1 protein-coding gene is annotated in these 22,830 nt (G+C 74.1%); it reads left to right on the plus strand.

The window, feature by feature from the left end; translation table 11 throughout:
• Positions 1 to 21: 21 nt before the first annotated feature.
• Positions 22 to 22,824, plus strand: a complete 22,803-nt coding sequence (locus tag OG439_RS04180; protein WP_326947991.1) for a type I polyketide synthase — start codon at positions 22 to 24, stop codon at positions 22,822 to 22,824.
• Positions 22,825 to 22,830: the final 6 nt, after the last annotated feature.

Consider the following 22,830-nt stretch of genomic DNA (forward strand, 5'->3'; position numbering starts at 1 on the left):
GCGTCCCCGAGGTGACTTCGAATGCCTGACGAAAGCAAGTACCTCGAGTACTTGAAGCGGCTCACGGCCGACCTGCGCACCGCCCGCCGGCAGCTGCGCGACGTCGAGGAGCGGGACACCGAGCCGATCGCCATCGTCGCGTCGAGCTGCCGCTTCCCGGGCGGCGTGCGCAGCCCGGAGGACCTGTGGGAGCTCGTCACGACCGGCGGTGACGCGATCTCGGACTTCCCCGGCGACCGCGGCTGGCAGCTCGAGCCCGGCCCCGGCGGGCGGGTGCCGCAGGGCGGATTCCTTTACGAAGCACCGAAGTTCGACGCCGGGTTCTTCGGCATCAGCCCGCGCGAGGCGCTGGCCGTCGACCCACAGCAGCGCGTCCTGCTCGAGGTCGCGTGGGAGGTGTTCGAGCGGGCGGGCATCCCGGCGGACGCCGTGCGCGGCTCGGACACCGGCGTCTTCATCGGCGCGGCGTCTTCGCAGTACGGCGCGGGCAGCGGCGCGGAGCTGGCGGGGCTCGCGGGGCACCTGCTCACCGGCAATGCGACCAGTGTCGTCTCGGGCCGGCTGGCCTACACGTTCGGGCTGGAGGGCCCGGCGGTCACTGTGGACACTGCGTGCTCGTCTTCGTTGGTGTCGCTGCACTTGGCGGTGCACGCGCTGCGCACCGGCGAGTGCTCGATGGCACTGGCCGGCGGCGTGACCGTGATGGCGCACCAGGGCACGTTCGTCGCCTTCGACAGCCAGCAAGGGCTTTCTCCGGACGGGCGCTGCAAGGCGTTCGCCGCCTCGGCCGACGGCACCGGCTGGGCCGAGGGCGCCGGCGTCCTGCTGCTGGAAACGCTTTCCGACGCCCGCCGCAACGGCCATGACGTCCTCGCCGTCGTGCGCGGCACCGCGGTCAACTCCGACGGCGCGTCCAACGGCCTGACCGCCCCGCACGGCCCGTCCCAGCGTCGGGTCATCCGCCAGGCGCTGGCCAACGCGCGGCTGTCCGCCGCGCACGTCGACCTGCTCGAAGCGCACGGCACCGGCACGAAGCTGGGTGACCCGATCGAGGCGCAGGCGCTGCTCGCCACCTACGGTCAGGAGCGCGAGCCGGGGCTGCCGCTGTGGCTGGGCTCGCTGAAGTCGAACCTGGGCCACGCCCAGGCCGCGGCCGGCGTCGGCGGCGTGATCAAGCTGGTCGAGGCGTTGCGGCACGCGAAGATGCCGCGCACCCTGCACGTCGACGAGCCGACCCCGCACGTCGACTGGGCTTCGGGCGCGGTCGAGCTGCTCACCGAGGAACGCGACTGGCCGGAGACCGGACGTCCCCGCCGCGCCGCGGTCTCCGGTTTCGGAATCAGTGGGACCAACGCGCACGCGATCCTGGAAGAGGCGCCGCCCGCACCGGTCGCTTCGGAGTCCGAGGACGCCGAGGTCGTCGTCATCCCGCCGCGCCCGCTGCCGTCGCCGCTGCCGGTGCTGGTGTCCGCCCGCAGCGCGGAGGCCCTGCGCGCACTCGCCGGGGATTTCGTCACCCACCTGACCGCGCGCCCCGAGCTGGGGCTCCCTGACGTCGCGTTCTCGGCCGCGGCCGGTCGCCCTTCCCTGGAACACCGGGCCGTCCTGCTCGCTGACGACCGCGACGCGCTGCTCTCCGGCCTCGCCGCGCTGGCGGGCGACACCGCCGCGCCGGGCTTGGTCCGCGGGGTCACGGCCGTGCGTGGCCGGCTGGCGTTCCTGTTCACCGGTCAGGGCAGCCAGCGGGCCGGCGCCGGACGCGAGCTGTACGCCGCGTTCCCGGAGTTCGCGGCCGCGGTCGACGAGATCTGCGCCGCGTTCGAGCCTCACTTGGCCCATCCACTCAAGACAGTCCTGTTCGACGAAACCGGTCTGCTCGACCGGACCGAGTACACCCAGGCCGCGCTGTTCACCCTCGAGGTGGCGCTGTTCCGGCTGCTGGCGCACTTCGGCGTCACGCCGGACTTCCTGGTCGGCCACTCGATCGGCGAGCTGGCCGCCGCGCACGTCGCCGGGGTCTGGTCCCTGACGGACGCCGTGACGCTGGTCGCCGCGCGCGGCCGCCTGATGCAGGCGCTGCCGTCGGGTGGCGCGATGGTGGCGCTGCAGGCGACCGAGGCGGAGGTTTCGGTATATCTGTCAGACCGTGTGACCGTTGCGGCGGTGAACGGTCCGGACTCGACGGTCATCTCGGGTGACGAGGACGCGGTGCTGGCAGTCGAGGCACACTTCACCGACCTGGGCCGCAAGACCAAGCGGCTCGTCGTGAGCCACGCGTTCCACTCGCCGCTGATGGATCCAATTCTGGACGAGTTCCGCGGTATAGCGGAGTCTCTGTCATACGGTCAGCCGGTTATACCGATAGTCTCGAACGTCACCGGCGCCCCGGCCACCGCAGCTGAGCTGGCGGACCCGGAGTACTGGGTGCGGCACGTGCGTGAGGCCGTCCGGTTCGCCGACGGCATGCGCACGCTGACCGCGAAGGGCGTCACCACGTTCCTCGAGCTGGGCCCGGACGGTGTGCTGTCCGCGCTCGGGCGCGAGTCCGCCGGCCCGGACGCGGTGTTCGCCGCCGTGCTGCGGGCCGGCCGTCCCGAGCCCGGCTCGGCGCTGGCCGCGCTCGCCGCCGTCCACGTGCACGGTGTCGCCGTGAACTGGCCGGTGCTGTTCGAGGGCACCCGGCGGGTCGAGCTGCCGACCTACCCGTTCCAGCGGGAGCACTACTGGATCGAGCCGAGCGCCTCCACACCGGCCACCACCACTGAGGACTCCGGCTTCTGGCAGGCCGTCGACAGCGGCGACCCGGCCGCGCTCGCCGCCACGATCGACCCGGGCAACGCGCAGCTGGCGTCGTCACTGGGCGAGGTCCTGCCAGCACTGGCGTCGTGGCGCGACCGCCGCCGCGAAGAATCCACCGTGGACGGCTGGCGGTACCGGATCTCCTGGACCCCCAAGCCGACGGCGACCGCCGAACTGTCCGGCACCTGGCTGGTCGTCGGCCCGCCCGGCCCACTCACCGACTCGGCCGTCGAGGCCCTGGCCGCACACGGCGCGCGGGTCCGCCGAATCGCCGACGCGAGCGAACTGCCCGGCAACTTCGGCGGTGCAGGCGGCCTGGCTGGCGAACTCACTGGTGCGAGCGACTTGATTGGCGGCCTCGCCGGTGCGAGCGACCTGGCCGGCGCGAGCGGCCTGGCTGCCGACATCGCCGACGCGACCGACCTCCCCGGCAACCTCGCCGACGCGAGCGATCTGGCCAGCGACCTCGCCGACGAACCGCTCGCCGGCGTGCTCTCCCTGCTGGCGCTCGACGAGACCCCCGACCCCACCCACCCCGGTCTGACCACGGGCCTGACCGCCACGATCGAGCTGATCCAGGCCCTCGGCGTGACCGCGCCGATCTGGCTCGCCACCTCCGGCGCCGTCGCCACCGGCCGCGCCGACCGGGCCGTCTCCCCGGCCCAGGCTCAGGTCTGGGGCCTCGGCCGGGTGCTCGGCCTGGAGGAGCCCGGCCGCTGGGGTGGGCTCGTCGACCTCCCGGCCGAGCTGGACACCCGTGCCGGCGCCCGGCTGGCCGCGGTGCTCGCCGACGCCAGCGAAGACCAGGTTGCCGTGCGCGCCAGCGGCGTGTTCGCCCGCCGCCTGGTCCGGGCCCCGGCGACGCCGGTGCGGTCCTGGGCCCCGCGCGGCACCGTCCTGATCACCGGCGGCACCGGCGCGCTGGGCGCGCAGGTCGCCCGCCGCCTCGCCGCCACCGGCGCGGAGCGTCTGGTGCTGACCGGCCGTCGTGGCCTGGACGCGCCAGGCGCGGCCGAGCTGCGCGACGAACTCACCGCGCTCGGCGTGGACGTCATCGTCGCGGCGTGCGACGTCGCCGACCGCGACGACCTGGCCGCGCTGCTCGCCGAACATCCGGTGACGTCGGTGTTCCACGCCGCCGGTGCGACCGGCTCGGCGCCGCTGCACGAGACGTCCCTTACGGCGTTCGCGGAACTGGTGCGTGCCAAGGTGCTCGGCGCGGCTAACCTCGACGAACTCGTCGGAGACGTCGACGCCTTCGTCCTGTTCTCCTCGATCGCCGGGGTCTGGGGGAGTGGCGGGCAGGCCGCTTACGCGGCGGCGAACGCCCACCTGGACGCCCTGGCCGAGCAGCGCCGTTCGCGCGGTCTGGCCGCGACCGCGATCGCCTGGGGCCCGTGGGCCGGCGGTGGCATGGTCGAGGGTGACGGCGAGCAGCAGCTGCGCCGTCGCGGCCTGCCGCCGATGGCCACCGAACCGGCGCTCGCCGCGCTGGCCGGGGCGCTCGACGGTGACGAGACCACGGTGACCGTCGCCGACGTGACCTGGGCGTCCTTCGCATCCGGGTTCGCTGCGGCGCGCCCGCGTCCGCTGCTCGCCGAGCTGCCTGAGGCGGTCGCCGCGCTGACCGGCGGGCCCGCCCGTACCGAGTCCGGTGCGGGTGCCGAACTGCGTGCGCGGCTCGCCGCGCAACCGTCCGAAAAGGACGCTCTCGGCGTGCTCGCCGGGATCGTCCGCGCCGGCGTTGCCGCCGTGCTCGGCTTCACCTCGGTGGCCGACGTGCGCGACGACCGGCCACTGGCCGATCTCGGGTTCGACTCGCTCACCGCGGTCGAGCTGCGTGATCTCCTGGCCACCGAGACCGGACTGAACCTGCCCGCGTCGCTGGTGTTCGACCGGCCGACGCCGGAGCTGCTCGCCGCGCACCTGCACGCCGAGCTGATCGGCGACGCGCCGGTCGCCACCGTGGTAGCCAAGTCCACTGTGGACGATCCGATCGCGATCGTGGCGATGAGCTGCCGGTACCCCGGCGGCGTCACCTCGCCCGAGGACCTCTGGCGCCTGGTCGAAGGTGGCCTCGACGGCATCGGCCCGTTCCCGGCCGACCGCGGCTGGGACCTCGACGCGCTGTACGACCCCGACCCGGACAACCCGGGTACCAGCTACACCCGAGAAGGCGGTTTCCTGCCCGCGGTCGGCGGGTTCGACGCGGCCTTCTTCGGCATCTCGCCGCGCGAAGCGCTGGCCATGGACCCGCAGCAGCGCGTGCTGCTGGAGACCGCGTGGGAGGCGTTCGAGCGCGCGGGCATCGACCCGCGGTCGGTGCGCGGCAGCCGGTCCGGCGTGTTCGTCGGCTCGAACGGCCAGGACTACGCGGCCCTGCTGATGCGCTCCGGCAACGCCGGCGAGGGTTACCTCGCCACCGGCAACGCCGCCGCCGTCGTGTCCGGCCGGCTGGCCTACACGTTCGGCCTCGAAGGCCCCGCGCTGACCGTCGACACGGCGTGCTCGTCGTCGCTGGTCGCGCTGCACCTGGCCGCCCAGGCCCTGCGCAACGGCGAGTGCGAGCTGGCGCTGGCCGGCGGTGTCACGGTGATGACCACGCCGACCGCGTTCGCCGAGTTCTCCCGTCAGCGCGGCCTGGCCACCGACGGCCGCTGCAAGTCCTTCGCCGCCGCGGCCGACGGCACCGGCTGGGGCGAGGGCGCCGGGCTCCTGCTGCTGGAAAGGCTTTCCGACGCGCAGCGCAACGGTCACCCGGTGCTCGCGCTCGTCGCGGGCAGCGCGGTCAACTCCGACGGCACGTCCAACGGCCTCACCGCGCCCAACGGCCCGGCCCAGCAGAACGTCATCCGCCAGGCGCTCGGCGCGGCCGGGCTCACGACGTCCGATGTGGACACCGTGGAAGCACACGGCACCGGCACCGTGCTCGGCGACCCGATCGAGGCGCAGGCCCTGCTGGCCACCTACGGCCGCGACCGCGGCGGCGAACCGCTGTGGCTGGGCTCGCTGAAGTCGAACATCGGGCACACCCAGGCCGCGGCCGGAGTCGGCGGCGTGATCAAGACGGTCCTCGCCATGCGGCACGGCGTCCTGCCACGCACGCTGCACGTCGACGAGCCGACCCCGCACGTGGACTGGACGTCCGGTGCGGTCGAGCTGCTGACCGAGCCGCGGGCTTGGCCCGAGACCGGACGTCCGCGCCGCGCCGGCGTGTCGTCGTTCGGGGTCGGCGGGACCAACGCGCACACGATCATCGAGCAGGCCCCTTCGGCCGAGCCGGCTCCGGAACGCGGCGCCCGGCCGTCGCTGGCGCCGGTCGTGCTGTCCGCACGGACGCCGGACGCGCTGCGAGCGCAGGCGGCGGCGCTGACTGTGGACGCCGACCTGGGTGACCTCGCCTTCTCCCTGGCCACCTCGCGGGCGGCGCTCGATCACCGCGCGGTCGTCACCGGGGAGACCGCTGAAGACGTCGAGCGTGCCTTGCGGGCGCTGGCCGAGGACCGGTCCGACGCCGCTCTCGTCCGCGGTGAGGCCGGCGGCGGGCTGGCGTTCCTGTTCACCGGCCAGGGCAGCCAGCGAGCCGGGATGGGCAGTGAGCTGTACGCAACCCACCCGGTCTTCGCCGACGCGCTCGACGCGGTGTGCGCGGAGTTCGACACGCACCTCGACCGTCCACTGCGGACGGTCCTGGTCGAAGACTCCGCCTTGCTGGACCAGACCGCGTACACCCAGGCCGCGTTGTTCGCGGTCGAGGTCGCACTGTTCCGGCTGGTCGAGTCCTGGGGCCTGCGGCCGGACTTCCTGGCCGGGCACTCGATCGGCGAGCTGGCCGCGGCCCACGTCGCCGGGGTGCTGTCGCTGGCTGACGCGGTGACGCTGGTCGCCGCCCGGGGCCGCCTGATGCAGGCGCTGCCATCAGGTGGCGCAATGGTCGCCATCCAGGCGACCGAAGACGAGGTCACCCCGCACCTGACCGAGCGCGTGAGCATCGCCGCGCTCAACGGTCCGAACGCGACAGTCGTCTCCGGCGACGAGGACGCCGTGTTGGCCGTCGCCGCGCAGTTCGCGGACCGCAAGACCAAGCGCCTGACCGTGAGCCACGCGTTCCACTCGCCGCTGATGGACCCGATGCTCGACGAGTTCCGTGCGGTCGCCCGGTCCCTGACGTTCGCCCCGCCGCGCATCCCGATCGTCGCCGGTGACGTCACCGACCCGGAGTACTGGGTCCGGCACGTCCGCGACGCCGTCCGGTTCGCCGACGGCATGCGCACCCTGGCCGACCACGGCGTCACGACGTTCCTCGAGCTGGGTCCGGACGGCGTGCTGTCCGCCATGGGGCAGGACTGCGTCGCCGACGGCACCTTCGCGCCGCTGCTGCGGTCCGGCCGCCCGGAGCGCGACACCGTCGCCACCGCGTTGGCCACCGCGTACGCGCACGGCGCGAAGATCGACTGGGCCGGGCTGTTCGCGGGCGCCAACGTCCGCCGGATCGACCTGCCCACCTACCCCTTCGAGCACACGACGTTCTGGCCCGAGCCCGCCACCGCCCAGATTTCGGGCAGCGAAGACGCCGGGTTCTGGCGAGCCGTCGAAACCGGCGACGCGGACGCGCTCGCCGCGACCCTGAACCTGCCCGCCGGTTCGCTCGCCGACGTCCTGCCCGCGCTCGCCGGCTACCGCCGCCGCGGCCAAGACAGGTCCACTGTGGACTCCTGGCGCTACCGGATCGAGTGGCTGCCGGTGCCGTCGGACACGACCCCGGAGCTGGCCGGCCGCTGGCTGCTGGCCGGTCCCGACACCCTCGGCGTCACCGCCGCCCTCACCGCGCACGGCGCCGACGTCGAGCCGCTGACCCCGGCGACGCTCGACGGCCCGGTCACCGGCGTCGTCTCCCTGCTCTCGCTGGACGAGCAGGACGGCCTCGCCGCGACGCTGGACCTGGTCCGGACCCTGGCCGCGCACGAGGTCGCCGCCCCGCTGTGGCTGGTCACCTCGGGCGCCGTCGGCACCGGCCGCGCCGACCGGCCGCGCAGCGCGACCCAGGCGATGACCTGGGGTTTCGGCCGCGTTGTCGGCCTGGAGTACCCGCAGCACGGCGGTGGCCTGATCGACCTGGACACCACGCTGGACGAGCGCGCCGCCACCCGGTTCGCCCGGGTGCTGGCCGACGGCACCGAGGACCAGGTCGCGATCCGCGCCACCGGCGTCTTCGGCCGGCGCCTCACGCACGCCGCCCCCGCCACCACGGCCTGGACGCCGCGCGGGACCGTGCTGGTCACCGGCGGCACCGGCGCGCTCGGCGCCCACGTCGCCCGCTACCTGGCCGCGGAGGGCGTCGACCGGCTGGTGCTGACCAGCCGTCGCGGACTGGACGCGCCGGGCGCGGCCGAACTACGTGACGAACTCGCCGAGTCCGGTGTGGACGTTGTCGTCGCGGCGTGCGACGTCGCCGACCGCGACGCGCTCGCCGCGCTGCTGGCCGAGCACCCGGTGAACGCCGTCGTGCACGCGGCCGGCGCGGGCGACCCGGCGCGGCTCGCCGACCTGACGCGGGACGGGCTCGCCGCCGTCGTCGAGGCCAAGGTCGCCGGCGCGGCCAACCTCGACGAACTCGTCGGGGACGTCGACGCCTTTGTGCTCTTCTCGTCGATCGCGGGAGTGTGGGGGAGTGGCGGCCAGGCCGCCTACGCCGCTGCAAACGCTTTCCTCGACGCGCTCGCCGAGCAGCGTCGCGCCCGGGGCGTCCCGGCGACCGCGATCGCCTGGGGCCCGTGGGCCGAGGGCGGCATGGTCGGCGCCGAAGCCGAGGCCGACCTGCGCCGCCGTGGCCTGCCGGCGCTCGCGCCCGAACTCGCCGTCACGGCATTGACCTGCGGCGATGCTGCCGTCGTGGTTGCCGACGTCGACTGGGCGCGGTTCGCGACGGGCTACCAACTGGCTCGGCCGCGGCCGCTGATCGGCGACCTGCCCGAGGTTCGCGCGCTCGACACCACTCCGGCGGCCGGGGACCGGCCCGCGCTCGTCACCCGCCTCGCGCCGCTCGCCCCCGCCGAGCGGGAGCGCGCTCTGCTCGACGTCGTCCGCGCGGAGGCCGCGCTCGCGCTCGGCCACTCCGGCCCGGACGCCACCGCCGCGGTGCCGGCGGCCCGCGCGTTCCGCGACCTCGGCTTCGACTCGCTGACCGCGGTCGACCTGCGCAACCGCCTCACCGCGGCGACCGGGCTCGCGCTGCCCGCGTCGCTCGCCTTCGACCACCCGAACCCCGAGGCGCTCGCCCGGCAGCTCGACGCCGAGCTGTTCGGCGCCGTCCACAATGGACCTGAAACTCCGGTCACGGTGGTGACCGGCGACGATCCGATCGTGGTCGTCGCGATGAGCTGCCGCCTGCCCGGCGGCGTGCGCAGCCCGGAAGACCTCTGGGACCTGGTCGTCTCCGGCGGCGACGCGGTGACCGAGTTCCCCGCCGACCGCGGCTGGGACCTCAGCGCGCTCTACCATCCGGACCCGGCGCACCCCGGCACGTCCTACGCCCGTACCGGCGGTTTCCTGCACGACGCGGGCGACTTCGACCCGGCGTTCTTCGGCATCAGCCCGCGTGAAGCGCTTTCGATGGACCCGCAGCAGCGGCTGCTGCTGGAGACGTCGTGGGAGGCGATCGAACGGGCCGGCATCCCGGCGGAGTCCCTGCGGGGGAGCCGGACCGGGGTGTTCGTCGGCTCGAACAGCCAGGACTACGCGACCTTGCTGATGGTCGCGCGGCAGGACGCCGAGGGGTACGTCGCCACCGGCAACGCCGCGAGCGTCGTGTCCGGCCGGCTCGCCTACACCTTCGGGCTGGAAGGCCCGGCCGCGACGATCGACACCGCGTGCTCGTCTTCGCTGGTCGCGGTGCACTGGGCCGCGCAGGCGCTGCGGGCCGGCGAGTGCTCGCTGGCGCTGGCCGGCGGGGCGCTGGTGATGGCCACACCCGGCACGTTCATCGAGTTCTCCCGTCAACGCGGCCTCGCCGCGGACGGCCGTTGCAAGGCGTTCGCCGACGCGGCCGACGGCACCGGCTGGGGCGAAGGTGCCGGGATGCTGGTGCTGGAAAGGCTTTCCGACGCCCGTCGCAACGGGCACCCGGTTCTCGCGGTCCTACGGGGCTCGGCGATCAACTCCGACGGCGCGTCCAACGGCCTCACGGCGCCCAATGGCCCGGCCCAGCAACGCGTGATCCGCCAGGCCCTTGCCGCCGCCGGACTGTCTACTTCGGACGTCGACGTCGTCGAGGCGCACGGCACCGGCACCACCCTGGGCGATCCGATCGAGGCGCAGGCCGTGCTCGCCACCTACGGCCGTGACCGCGACGGCGAGCCGCTGCTCCTGGGCTCGCTGAAGTCCAACATCGGGCACACGCAGGCCGCCGCCGGCGTCGCCGGGATGATGAAGATGATCCTGGCGATGCAGCACGGCACCGTGCCGAAGACCCTGCACGTCGACGCGCCGTCGTCCCAAGTGGACTGGACGGCGGGAGCGGTCGAGCTGGTCACCGAGGCCCGCCCGTGGCCCGAGGTGAGTCGTGCGCGCCGCGCCGCCGTGTCGTCGTTCGGCATGAGCGGCACCAACGCGCACGTGGTCCTGGAGGAGGCGCCGCCCGCCGACCAGGCGCCCGCCGTCGCGGTGCCGATGGCGCCGTGGACGCTGTCCGCGCACACCATCGAAGCCCTGCGCGAGCAGGCCGCCCGGCTGCTGACGCACCTGGACACCGACGGCTGGGAGCCCGCGGACGTCGCGTATTCGCTGGCCACGACCCGGTCGCGGCAGCCGCACCGCGCGGCCGTGCTGGGTACCGACCGCGAGACCCTGCTGGCCGGGCTGGCGGCCTTGGCCGCGGGCGAGCCGTCGGCCCTCACCGACGTCGCCGGGGAAGGCCGGCTGGCGTTCCTGTTCACCGGCCAGGGCAGCCAGCGGGTCGGGATGGGCCGTGAGCTGTACTCGACGCACCCGGTTTTCGCCGACGCGCTGGACGCGGTGTGCGCGGAGTTCGACACGCACCTGGACCGTCCACTGCGGACTGTCCTTTTCGGGGACTCCGAGCTGCTCGACCAGACCGCCTACACCCAGGCCGCGCTGTTCGCACTCGAGGTCGCCCTGTTCCGGCTGGTGGAGCACTACGGCCTCCGGCCCGGCTTCCTCGCGGGCCACTCGGTCGGCGAGCTGGCCGCGGCGCACGTCGCCGGAGTCCTCGCGCTGGCGGACGCCGTGACGCTGGTCGCCGCGCGGGGTCGCCTCATGCAGGCGCTGCCGACCGGTGGCGCGATGGTCGCGATCCAGGCGACGGAGGCCGAGGTTTCGGTATATCTGTCAGACCGTGTGACCATCGCCGCGATCAACGGCCCGGCCTCGACCGTGATCTCCGGCGACGAGGACGCCGTCCTGGCGGTCGCGGAGCACTTCGCCGACCGCAAGACCAAGCGGCTCACCGTGAGCCACGCGTTCCACTCGCCGTTGATGGATCCAATGCTGGCGGAGTTCCGCGGTATAGCTGAGTCTCTGTCATACGGTCAGTCGGTTATACCGATCGTCTCCAACGTCACCGGCGAACTGATGACCGAGTTCGACGCGGACTACTGGGTCCGGCATGTGCGTGAGGCCGTGAGGTTCGCCGACGGCATGCAGACCTTGGCTGGTCGCGGTGTCACCACGTTCCTGGAGCTGGGCCCGGACGGCGTGCTCTCTGCGATGGGGCAGGACTGTGTCGCCGACGCCGTCTTCGCGCCCGTGCTGCGGAGTGGCCGGTCCGAGGAGCAGGCGTTCGCCCACGCTCTCGGTCAGGCGCACGTCCGCGGCCACGTCCCGGACTGGGCCACGGTCCTGGCCGGCGCCCGTCGGATCGAACTGCCCACCTACGCCTTCCAGAACCGCCGCTATTGGCCGGAAGTCGAGCTGCCCAACGGGTTCGAGACCTCTTCGGACGATGCCGAGTTCTGGACCGTCGTCGAGGCCGACGACGCCACCGCGCTCGCCACGACCCTCGCCATCACCGAGCGCGACGCCGAGACGCTGCTGCCCGCACTGGCGAACTGGCGCCGGTCCGGCCAGGAGAAGTCCACAGTGGACTCCTGGCGGTACCGGATCACCTGGCAGCCGCTGACCGATCTGCCCGCGCCGGTGCTGTCCGGCACCTGGCTGCTGCTCGCCCCCGCCGGCCACCCCCTGTCCGGGATGCTGACCCGCTACGGCGCGGAGACCGTCGTCGTCGAGCCCGCGGCCCGCGAATCCCTGGCCGTCGAGATCGCCGGTGCCGTCTGGGAACGCGAGATCACCGGGGTGCTTTCACTGGTCACGGCCGAAGACCCGGCCACCGCGTCCGCGCAGCTGCTCGACGTGCTGCGGGCGCTGGGTGACGCCGACGTCGCCGCGCCGCTGTGGGTGGCGACGGAAGGCGCCGTCTCCACCGGACGCGCCGACCGCGTCCGCGCCGCCGGCCAGGCCGCCGCGTGGGGCCTGGGCCGGGTCGCCGGCCTGGAGCTGCCGCAGCGCTGGGGCGGCCTCGTCGACCTGCCGGAGGTACTCGACGAGCGGGCCGGCGCCCGCCTCGCCGGGGTGCTCACCGGCCCCGAGGACCAGGTCGCCGTCCGCGGCTCGGGTGTCCACGTCCGCCGTCTCGTCCGCGCCGACAAGTCCATAAAGGACGTCTGGACGCCGCGGGGCACCGTGCTCGTCACCGGCGGCACTGGCGCCCTGGGCGCGCAGGTCGCCCGCTGGGCCGCGGAAAACGGCGCCGAGCGGCTCGTCCTGACCAGCCGTTCCGGGCTCGCCGCGCCAGGTGCCGAAGCCTTGCGAGACGAACTCGGCGTCGACGTCGTGATCGCCGCCTGCGACGTCACCGACCGCGACGCCGTCGCCGCTCTGATCGCCGAACACCCCGTCGACGCCGTGGTGCACGCCGCCGGTGTCGACCGCCCGACGCCCCTGGCCGACGGCGACGCGGCCGAGTTCGCCGACGTCCTGGCCGCCAAGGTCGCCGGCGCGGCGAACCTCGACGCCGTGCTCGGCGAGACCGAGCTGGACGCGTTCGTCCTCTTCGCCTCGATCTCCGGGACCTGGGGTTCCGGTGGCCAGGGCGCATACTCGGCGGCCAACGCCTACCTCGACGCGCTGGCGCAGTCCCGCCGCGACCGCGGCTTGACCGCGACCGCCGTCGCCTGGGGCCCCTGGGACGGCGGCGGCATGGCCTCGCGCGGCGACGCCGCCGACCAGCTGCGCCGCCGCGGCCTCGAGCCGATGTCCGCGACGCTCGCGGTCCGGGCGCTGGCCCAGGCCGTCGGCGCCGGCGAGACCGCGCTGGTCGTGGCCGACGTCGACTGGGCGCGGTTCGCGCCGTCGTTCGCCGCGGCGCGCCCGCGTCCGCTGCTCGACACGATCCCCGAGGTCACCGCCGCACTGGCCGGCGACGAAGAGCCTGCCGAGACGTCCGAGCTCGCCCAGCAACTGACCGGGATGGCCGACGCCGAGCGCGAGCGGGTGCTGCTGGACCTGGTGCGCACGCACGCGGCCGCCGTTCTCGGCCACGCCGGCGTCGCCGAGGTCGAGCCCGCGAAAGCCTTCCGTGAGCTGGGCTTCGACTCGCTCACCGCGGTCGAGCTGCGCAACGCCCTGGGCACCGCGACGGGCCTGCGCCTGCCCGCGACGCTGGTGTTCGACCACCCGACGCCGGCCGTCCTGGCCACGCACCTCGCCACGCTGCTGCTCGGCGGCGAGGCCGTCGCGCGGACCGCGGTCAGCACCGTGCGCGACGCCGACGACCCGATCGCGATCGTGGCCATGAGCTGCCGGTACCCCGGGGGCGTCCGCTCACCGGAGGACCTCTGGCGGCTGGTGGCCGACGGCCGCGACGCGGTGTCCGAAATGCCCGGCGACCGCGGCTGGAACCTCGACGCGCTGTACGACCCGGACCCCGAGAGCGAAGGCACGTCCTACGCCCGCGAAGGCGGCTTCCTGCACGACGTGGCCGAGTTCGACGCCGACTTCTTCGGCATCTCGCCGCGCGAAGCGCTCGGCATGGACCCGCAGCAGCGGCTCCTGCTCGAGATCACCTGGGAGGCGTTCGAACGCGCCGGCATCGACCCGAAGGCGGTGCGCGGCACCGAGGTCGGCGTCTTCGCCGGCACCAACAGCCAGGACTACGCGGCGCTGCTGATGGCCGCGCCGCAGGGCGCCGAGGGGCACGTCGCGACCGGCAACTCCGCCAGCGTCGTCTCGGGCCGGCTCGCCTACACCTTCGGGCTCGAAGGCCCGGCCGTCACGGTGGACACCGCTTGCTCGTCTTCGCTGGTCGCGCTGCACCTCGCGGCGCAGGCCCTGCGCAACGGCGAGTGCTCGCTGGCCCTGGCCGGCGGCGCGCTGGTGATGGCGACCCCGGGCACGTTCGTCGAGTTCTCGCGGCAGCGGGGCCTCGCGCCGGACGGCCGCTGCAAGGCGTTCGCCGCGGCCGCCGACGGCACGGGCTGGGGCGAGGGCGCCGGCATGCTGCTGCTGGAGCGGCTGTCCGACGCGCGCCGCCACGGCCACCCGGTGCTCGCGCTGGTGCGCGGGACGGCGATCAACCAGGACGGCGCGTCCAACGGCCTCACCGCGCCCAGCGGCCCCGCCCAGCAGCGCGTCATCCGGCAGGCACTGGCCAACGCCGGTCTGGCTGCTTCGGACGTCGACGCGGTCGAGGCGCACGGCACCGGCACGGTGCTCGGCGACCCGATCGAGGCCCAGGCACTGCTGGCGACCTACGGGCAGGACCGGTCCGAGCCCTTGTTCCTGGGGTCGCTGAAGTCGAACATCGGCCACACGCAGGCGGCCGCGGGTGTCGGCGGGATCATCAAGATGGTCCAGGCGATGAGTCACGGCGTGCTGCCGAAGACGCTGCACGTCGACGAGCCGTCCCCGCACGTCGACTGGACCGCGGGCGCGGTGTCGCTGCTGACCGAGGCCCACGAGTGGCCTTCGGTGGACCGCCCGCGGCGGGCTGCGGTGTCGTCGTTCGGCATGAGCGGGACCAACGCGCACGCCGTGATCGAGCAGGTGCCGGACTCCACTCAGGCGCCGAACCTCACGACGGACGCCCAGCCGGTCGGCCGGGTGCCGCTGCTGGTGTCGGGCACCGACGCCGAGGCCGTCCGGGCGCAGGCCCGACAGTTGCTCGCGCACTGGGACGCCGCTCCGCACGTGACGCCGGCCGAGCTGGCCGTCGCGTCGGCGACCACCCGGGCCGCTCTGCCCGCCCGCGCCGCGCTCCTGGCCACCGGCCGCGACGAACTGCGCGCCGCCCTCGGCGCTCTCGGCGCTCTCGGCCGCGGTGAAGCCGGAGCCGTCACCGGCACGGCGTCCGGCGGCCGGCTGGCGTTCCTGTTCACCGGCCAGGGCAGCCAGCGAGCGGGGATGGGCCGCGAGCTGTACGCGGCCTACCCGGTCTTCGCCGACGCCCTGGACGCGGTCTGCGCGGAGTTCGACACCCACCTGGACCGTCCACTCCGGACGGTCGTCTTCGAGGACTCCGCTCTGCTCGACCAGACCGCCTACACTCAGGCCGCGCTGTTCGCGATCGAGGTCGCCCTGTTCCGGTTGCTGGAGCACTGGGGCCTGCGACCGGACTTCCTGGTGGGCCACTCGATCGGCGAGCTGGCCGCAGCCCACGTCTCAGGTGCGCTGTCCCTGTCCGATGCGGTGACGCTGGTCGCCGCGCGGGGCCGCTTGATGCAGGCCCTGCCGTCCGGTGGCGCGATGGTCGCGCTCCAGACGACCGAGGACGAGGTTTCGGTATATCTGTCTGACCGTGTGACCATCGCCGCTCTGAACGGCCCGACCTCGACGGTGATCTCCGGCGACGAGGACGCGGTGTTGGCGGTCGCCGCACACTTCGCGAACCGGAAGACCAAGCGCCTCACGGTCAGCCACGCATTCCACTCGCCGCTGATGGACCCGATGCTGGCCGAGTTCCGCGGTATTACGGATTCTCTGTCTTACGGTAAGACGGTTATACCGATCGTCTCCAACGTCACCGGTGAGCTGATCACCGAGTTCGACGCCGAGTACTGGGTGCGCCACGTGCGCGAGGCCGTGCGATTCGTCGACGGTATGCAGACGTTGGAAGCGGCCGGGGTCACGACGTACCTCGAGCTGGGCCCGGACGGCGTGCTGACTGCACTCGCCCAGGACTGCGTGACCGGCGGGGTGTTCGCCCCGGCGCTGCGGGGTGACCGTCCCGAGGAGGACGCGCTCATCGCGGCCGTCGCCACCGCGCACGTCCACGGCGTTTCGCCGGACTGGGCGGCCGTGGCCGGGGGCCGTGGTGGCCACGTCGATCTGCCGACCTACGCGTTCCGGCGCCGTCGGTTCTGGCCCGAGGCCGCGGCGTCGGCCGAGCCTGTGGCCGGGACCGAAGCCGAGCGCGAGTTCTGGACCGCGGTGGAGAACGCCGACCTCGGCCGCCTCACCGGCACCCTCGCGCTCACCGGCGACGAGCCGTTCAGCGAGGTCCTGCCCGCCCTGTCGGCCTGGCGCCGGCAGCAGCACACCGAGTCCACAGTGGATGGCTGGCGGTACCGGGCGACCTGGCAGCCCTGGACGGACCTCGGCGAACCCACGCTGTCCGGCACCTGGCTGGTCTCCGACGGCGGCACCGCCGTGTCCGACGCCGTGACCAGGGCCGGTGCGGACGTCGTCCGGATCACCTTGGACAAGACCCTCGCCGCGCAGCTCGCCGATGTCGGCGAGGTGGCGGGCGTGCTCGCGGTGCTCACCGAAGACGACAGCGACCTCGCGATGCCGAGCAGCCTGAAGGCCGCCCTGACGGCGGTCCAGGCCGGCGTCGACGCTCCGCTGTGGGTGCTGACCAGCGGCGCCGTTTCGACCGGCCGGGCCGACCGGCTGCGCAGCGCCACGCAGGCGATGGTCTGGGGCCTGGGCCGCGTCGCCGCGCTCGAACTGCCCCAGCGCTGGGGCGGGCTGATCGACCTGCCCGAGGACATCGACGAGCAGGCCGGCGCCCGCCTCGCCGGGGTCCTCGCCAGCGGCTTCGCCGGTACCGGCGGTGCTGCTGGCAACCGCGGCACCGACGGCATTGGCAGCACCAGCGGCAATGGCCGCAACGGCGAGAACGACAGCACCGGTGGCGAGGACCAGGTTGCCGTCCGCGGCTCCGGCGTCTACGTGCGCCGTCTCGTCCGGGCGCCGCGACCGGCTGCCACCACGTCGTGGACGCCGCGCGGGACCGTCCTGGTCACCGGCGGTACCGGGGCCCTGGGCGCGGAAGTCGCCCGCTGGGCGGCCAAGAACGGCGCCGAGCGCCTGGTGCTGACCAACCGCCGCGGCCTCGACGCGCCGGGTGCCGCGCAGCTGCGCGACGAGCTCGCCGAGTCCGGTGTGGACGTCGTGATCGCCGCCTGCGACGTCGCCGACCGCGACGCCGTGGAGACCCTGCTGGCCGAGCACCCGGTGGACGCCGTGGTGCACACCGCGGGTGTCGACTTGCCGACCGATCTGACCACTGTGGACACCGAGGCGTTCGCCGACGTGTTGTCCGCGAAGGTGCTCGGGGCGGCTCACCTGGACAGCCTGGCCGGCGACGTGGACGCGTTCGTCCTCTTCTCCTCGATCTCCGGCGTGTGGGGCGCGGGTGGGCAGGCCGCCTACTCGGCCGCCAACGCCTACCTCGACGCGCTCGCCCAGTCACGCCGCGACCGCGGGCTGCCGGCCACGGCCGTCGCCTGGGGACCGTGGGCCGGCGGTGGCATGGCCTCGCGCGGTGACGCGACGGCCCACCTGCGCCGCCGCGGTGTCACGCCGATGCGGCCGGAGACGGCGATCGCCGCGCTCGCTCAGGCGGTGAACCAGGATCCGGCCGTGGTCGTGGCCGATGTGGACTGGACGCGGTTCGCGCCGTCGTTCGCCTCGGTCCGCCCGCGTCCGCTGCTCGACGGCGTGCCCGAGGCCCGGGCCGCCCTCGCCGCGGCCGAGGCCGGGCCGGTGCCCGGCGACGACACGTTCCGCACCCGGCTGGCCGGCATGGGCCGCGCCGAACAGGACCGGACGCTCGTCGCGCTGGTCCGGGCCGAGGCGGCCGCGGTGCTGGGCCACGACAGCGCTACGGCGATCGAGCCCGGCCGGGCGTTCAAGGACCTCGGCTTCGACTCGCTGACCGCCGTCGAACTCCGCAACCGGCTCGCCGCTGCGACCGGTGTCCGGCTGCCCGCGACTCTCGTCTTCGACCACCCGAACTCCACCGCGCTGGCCGCGAGCCTGCGGGCGGATCTGGTCGGCGACACGGCGACCACCGTCGTGGAAGCCGTGTCCACTGTGGACGACGACCCGATCGCCATCGTGGCGATGAGCTGCCGTTACCCCGGCGGCGTGCGGTCGCCGGAAGACCTGTGGCACCTGGTCGCCGACGGCATCGACGCCGTCTCCGAGTTCCCCGCCGACCGCGGCTGGGACCTCGGCACGCTGTACGACCCGAGCCAGGAAGCGCCCGGAACGAGCTACGCCAAGGAAGGCGGCTTCCTGAACGGCGCGGCGGACTTCGATCCGGCGTTCTTCGGTATCAGCCCGCGCGAGGCCCTGGCCATGGACCCGCAGCAGCGGTTGTTGCTGGAGACGTCGTGGGAGGCGTTCGAGCGCGCGGGCATTCCGCCCGAGGCGTTCCGCGGCAGCCGGACCGGCGTGTTCGCCGGCACCAACAGCCAGGACTACGCGGCGCTGCTGTTCGGCGCGGCGGAGAACACCGAGGGGTACGTCGCCACCAGCAACGCGGCGAGCGTCGTCTCCGGGCGGCTGTCCTACACGTTCGGCCTGGAAGGCCCGGCGCTGACGGTCGACACGGCGTGCTCGTCGTCGCTGGTCGCGGTGCACCTCGCGGCCCAGGCGCTGCGGCAGGGCGAGTGCGAACTCGCACTGGCCGGCGGTGTCCTGGTCATGGCGACCCCGGGCACGTTCATCGAGTTCTCGCGGCAGCGCGCGCTGTCGGCGGACGGCCGCTGCAAGGCCTTCGCCGAGGCCGCCGACGGCACGGGCTGGGGTGAAGGCGTCGGCATGCTCTTGCTGGAGCGGCTGTCCGACGCGCAGCGCAACGGTCACCCGGTCCTGGCGATCGTGCGGGGGAGTGCGATCAACCAGGACGGCGCGTCCAACGGCCTGACCGCCCCCAATGGACCCGCGCAGCAACGCGTGATCCGCCAGGCTCTGACCAGCGCCGGTCTGTCCACTTCGGACGTCGACGCCGTCGAGGGTCATGGCACCGGAACCACCCTGGGTGACCCGATCGAGGCGCAGGCGCTACTGGCGACTTACGGCCAGGACCGCGAGATGCCGCTGCTGCTGGGGTCGTTGAAGTCCAACATCGGACACACGCAGGCGGCCGCGGGCGTCGGCGGGATCATCAAGATGGTCCAGGCGATGCAGCACGGTCTCCTGCCGAAGACACTGCACGTCGACGCGCCGTCGTCCCAAGTGGACTGGAACGCCGGTTCCGTCGAGCTGCTGACCGAGGCCCGCGAGTGGCCCGAGGTGGGACGTCCGCGCCGTGCCGGCGTCTCGTCGTTCGGCATGAGCGGCACCAACGCCCACGTCATCCTCGAACAGGCCCCCGAAACCCCTGAGACCACTGCCTCGGAGACACGGCCGGCGCTCCTGCCCTGGGTGCTGTCCGCGCGCAGTGCCCCGGCGCTGCGGGCCAGGGCTGCCGAACTGGCCGCCGACGTCGATCCGCTGGACCTCGCGCACGCTCTCGCCACCCGGCGCGGCGCGCACGAGCACCGCGCGATGATCGTCGCACCGGACCAGGAGACGCGGCTCGCGGCGCTGGCCGCGCTCGCCGCCGGTGCCGCCGCACCCGGCCTGGTCGAGGGCACGGTCGGCAACGGGGCGCTGGCGTTCCTGTTCACCGGGCAGGGCGCGCAGCGTGCCGGGATGGGCCGCGAGCTGTACGCGGCACACCCGGCGTTCGCGACCGCGTTCGACGCCGTCTGCGCTCACCTCGACCAGCACCTGGATCGTCCACTGCGGACGGTCGTGTTCGCCGCGCCCGGCTCGGACGACGCGGCGCTGCTCGACCACACCGGCTACACCCAGCCCGCGCTGTTCGCCCTCGAAGTCGCGCTGTTCCGGCTGCTCGAGAGCCTCGGCGTGACGCCCGGCTTCGTCGCCGGGCACTCCATCGGCGAACTGGCTGCCGCGCACGTCGCCGGGGTGTTCGACCTGGGCGACGCGGCCGCGCTGGTGGCAGCCCGCGGCCGGCTGATGCAGGCCCTGCCGTCCGGTGGCGCGATGGTCGCGATCCAGGCGAGCGAGGACGAGGTCGTGCCGCTGCTCACCGGCGGCGTCGCGATCGCCGCGGTCAACGGTCCACAAGCGACGGTCGTGTCCGGCGACGAGCAGGCTGTACTGGACCTGGCCGCCGGATTCGGGGCCACCGGGCGCAAGACCCGGCGGCTCACCGTCAGCCACGCCTTCCACTCACCGCGGATGGACCCGATGCTGGCGGAGTTCCGGGCCGTCGCCGAACGCGTCACCTACGCGTCGCCGCGGATCCCGCTGGTGTCCACAGTGACCGGTGAGCTGGCGACCGAGCTCGGCGCGGACTACTGGGTCGGCCAGGTCCGCGAGGCGGTGCGCTTCGCGGACGCGGTCCGCGCCCTGGAGACGGCCGGCGCGACGACGTTCGCCGAGATCGGCCCGGACGGCGTGCTCAGCGCGATGGCCGCCGAGTCGTTCACCGGCGTGACCGAGGACCCGGTCGTGACGCCGGCCCTGCGCGGCGACCGGCCCGAGGCCGACGCGTTCGCCGCGGCCCTGGCCAGGCTCTACGTCCGCGGGTTCGCCCCGGACTGGGACGTCGTCTTCGCCGGCACCACGCCGCGCCCGGTCGACCTCCCGACCTACCCGTTCCAGCACGCCCGCTTCTGGCCCACGGCCGCGCCCGCTCCGGAAAAGGCTTCCGCGGGCGACGACGAGTTCTGGACGGCCGTGCGCCAGGGTGACTTGTCGACACTGCCGGGGTTCCCCGCGGACGCACTGCAGGAAGCACTGCCCGCGTTGACCGAGTGGCACGAAGGCCGCCGGGAACAGTCCATCGTGGACTCCTGGCGTTACGGCGTCCGCTGGGTCCCGTTCGAGACCAGCGCCTCGCCGATGCTCAAGGGGACGTGGCTGGTCGTCGGCGTGCCCGGCGACGAGCGCACCGCTTCGATCGCCGACGCGCTGGAAACGCACGGCGCGAAGGTCGTCGGCATCGACGTCGACCCGCACGCGGCGTTCGCGGACCAGCTGCTGCTCGCCACCGCCGGACACGAGTTCGCCGGGGTGCTTTCGCTGCTCGGCACCGCCGGGGGCGCGCACCCGGAGCACCCGGTGCTGCCCACGGCGGTGGCCGGCACGGTCACGCTTGTCCAAGCCCTGGCTGAAATCGGACTCGTTGCTCCTTTGTGGATCGTCACCCGCGACGGCGTCGACCGGCCGGAACCGGCGCAGGTCTGGGGCCTCGGCCGGGTCGTCGCGCTGGAGTACCCGCAGCGCTGGGGCGGTCTGGTCGACCTGCCGGAGCGGTTCGACGAGCGCGCGGCGACCCGCTTGGCCGCGGTGCTCGCAGGTGATCGCGACGGGGAGGACCAGGTCGTGATCCGGTCGTCCGGGACGCTGGCCCGCCGGCTGGAACGGCGGCCGCGCACCGGCACCGGTACCTGGACCCCGCGTGGCACGGTGCTGGTCACCGGCGGCACCGGCGCCCTCGGTGCCCGGGTCGCGCTGTGGCTGGCGAAGAGCGGCGCCGAGCACCTGGTCCTGACCAGCCGCCGGGGCGCGGACGCACCCGGCGCCGCCGAACTGACCGCTGGGCTCACCGAGCTGGGCGCCCGGGTGAGCGTGGTCGCCTGCGACGTCGCCGACCGCGACGCCGTGGCGAAGCTGGTCGCCGAGTACCCGCCCAATGCCGTCGTGCACGCTGCCGGTCTGGACGTCCCGGTGCCGCTGCCCGAGGTCACGCCGGCGCTGTTCGCGCAGGTCCTGGCCGGGAAGGTGGCCGGCGCGCGGCACCTGGACGAGCTGCTCGGCGACACCCCGCTCGACGCGTTCGTGCTGTTCTCCTCGATCTCCGGGATCTGGGGCAGTGGCGGCCAGCCGGCCTACGCGGCGGCCAACGCGAGCCTCGACGCGCTCGCCGCGTCCCGGCACGCCCGGGGCCTGGCGGCCACCGCGGTCTCGTGGGGTCCGTGGGCCGACGGCGGCATGGCGCAGGGCGCACCCGAAGAGCACCTCCGCCGTCGCGGCCTGCCCGCGATCGCGCCGGACGCGGCGATCACCGCGCTCGGCCAGGCCCTCGCGGACGGCGACCCGCAGCTCACCGTCGCCGACGTCGACTGGGCGCGGTTCGCTCCGGCGTTCGCGGTGAGCCGGGCGCGGCCGCTGCTGACCGGTGTGCCGGAGGCGGCGAAAGCCATGGCCCCGGCGGAAGAACCGGCTGCCGTCGGCGAAACCGCTTTCAGCCGGTTGCTCGCGGACGCTCCGGCGTCCGAGCGGCAGGACGCGCTCACCGGGGCGATCCGGCGGGAGGCCGCGGCCGTGCTGGGCCACACCGACGGCGTCGAGCAGGTCGGCCCGAACCGGGCGTTCCGCGAGCTCGGGTTCGACTCGCTGACCGCGGTCGAACTCCGCGGCCGGCTCGCCACCGCCTCCGGGCTGCGGCTGCCGGCGACGCTGGTCTTCGACTACCCGACACCGTCCGCGCTGGCCGCGCACCTGCTGGCCGGGCTGGCCCCGGACGCCGGTTCGTCGCTGCTGCACGAGTTGGAACGCCTGGAGACGGCGTTGGCCACCGCCGACGTTCCGTCCGGAGTGGACGATCTGCACGGCGCGGTCGCCGCCCGGCTGCAGGCGGTGCTGGCGCGCTGGAACGACCGCCGCGCCGGCGAGCCGAAGGTGACCGCCGCGCAGCAGCTGAGCGACGCGAGCGCGGACGAACTCCTCGAATTCATCGACAACGAGCTGGGGATGTCATGACGGGCA

The sequence above is a fragment of the Amycolatopsis sp. NBC_01307 genome (assembly GCF_035975215.1).
GTDB lineage: Bacteria > Actinomycetota > Actinomycetes > Mycobacteriales > Pseudonocardiaceae > Amycolatopsis.

Excerpts from the sequence above, each read along its gene's own strand:
- OG439_RS04180 (WP_326947991.1), top strand. The coding sequence starts at position 22 with ATGCCTGACGAAAGCAAGTACCTCGAGTACTTGAAGCGGCTCACGGCC.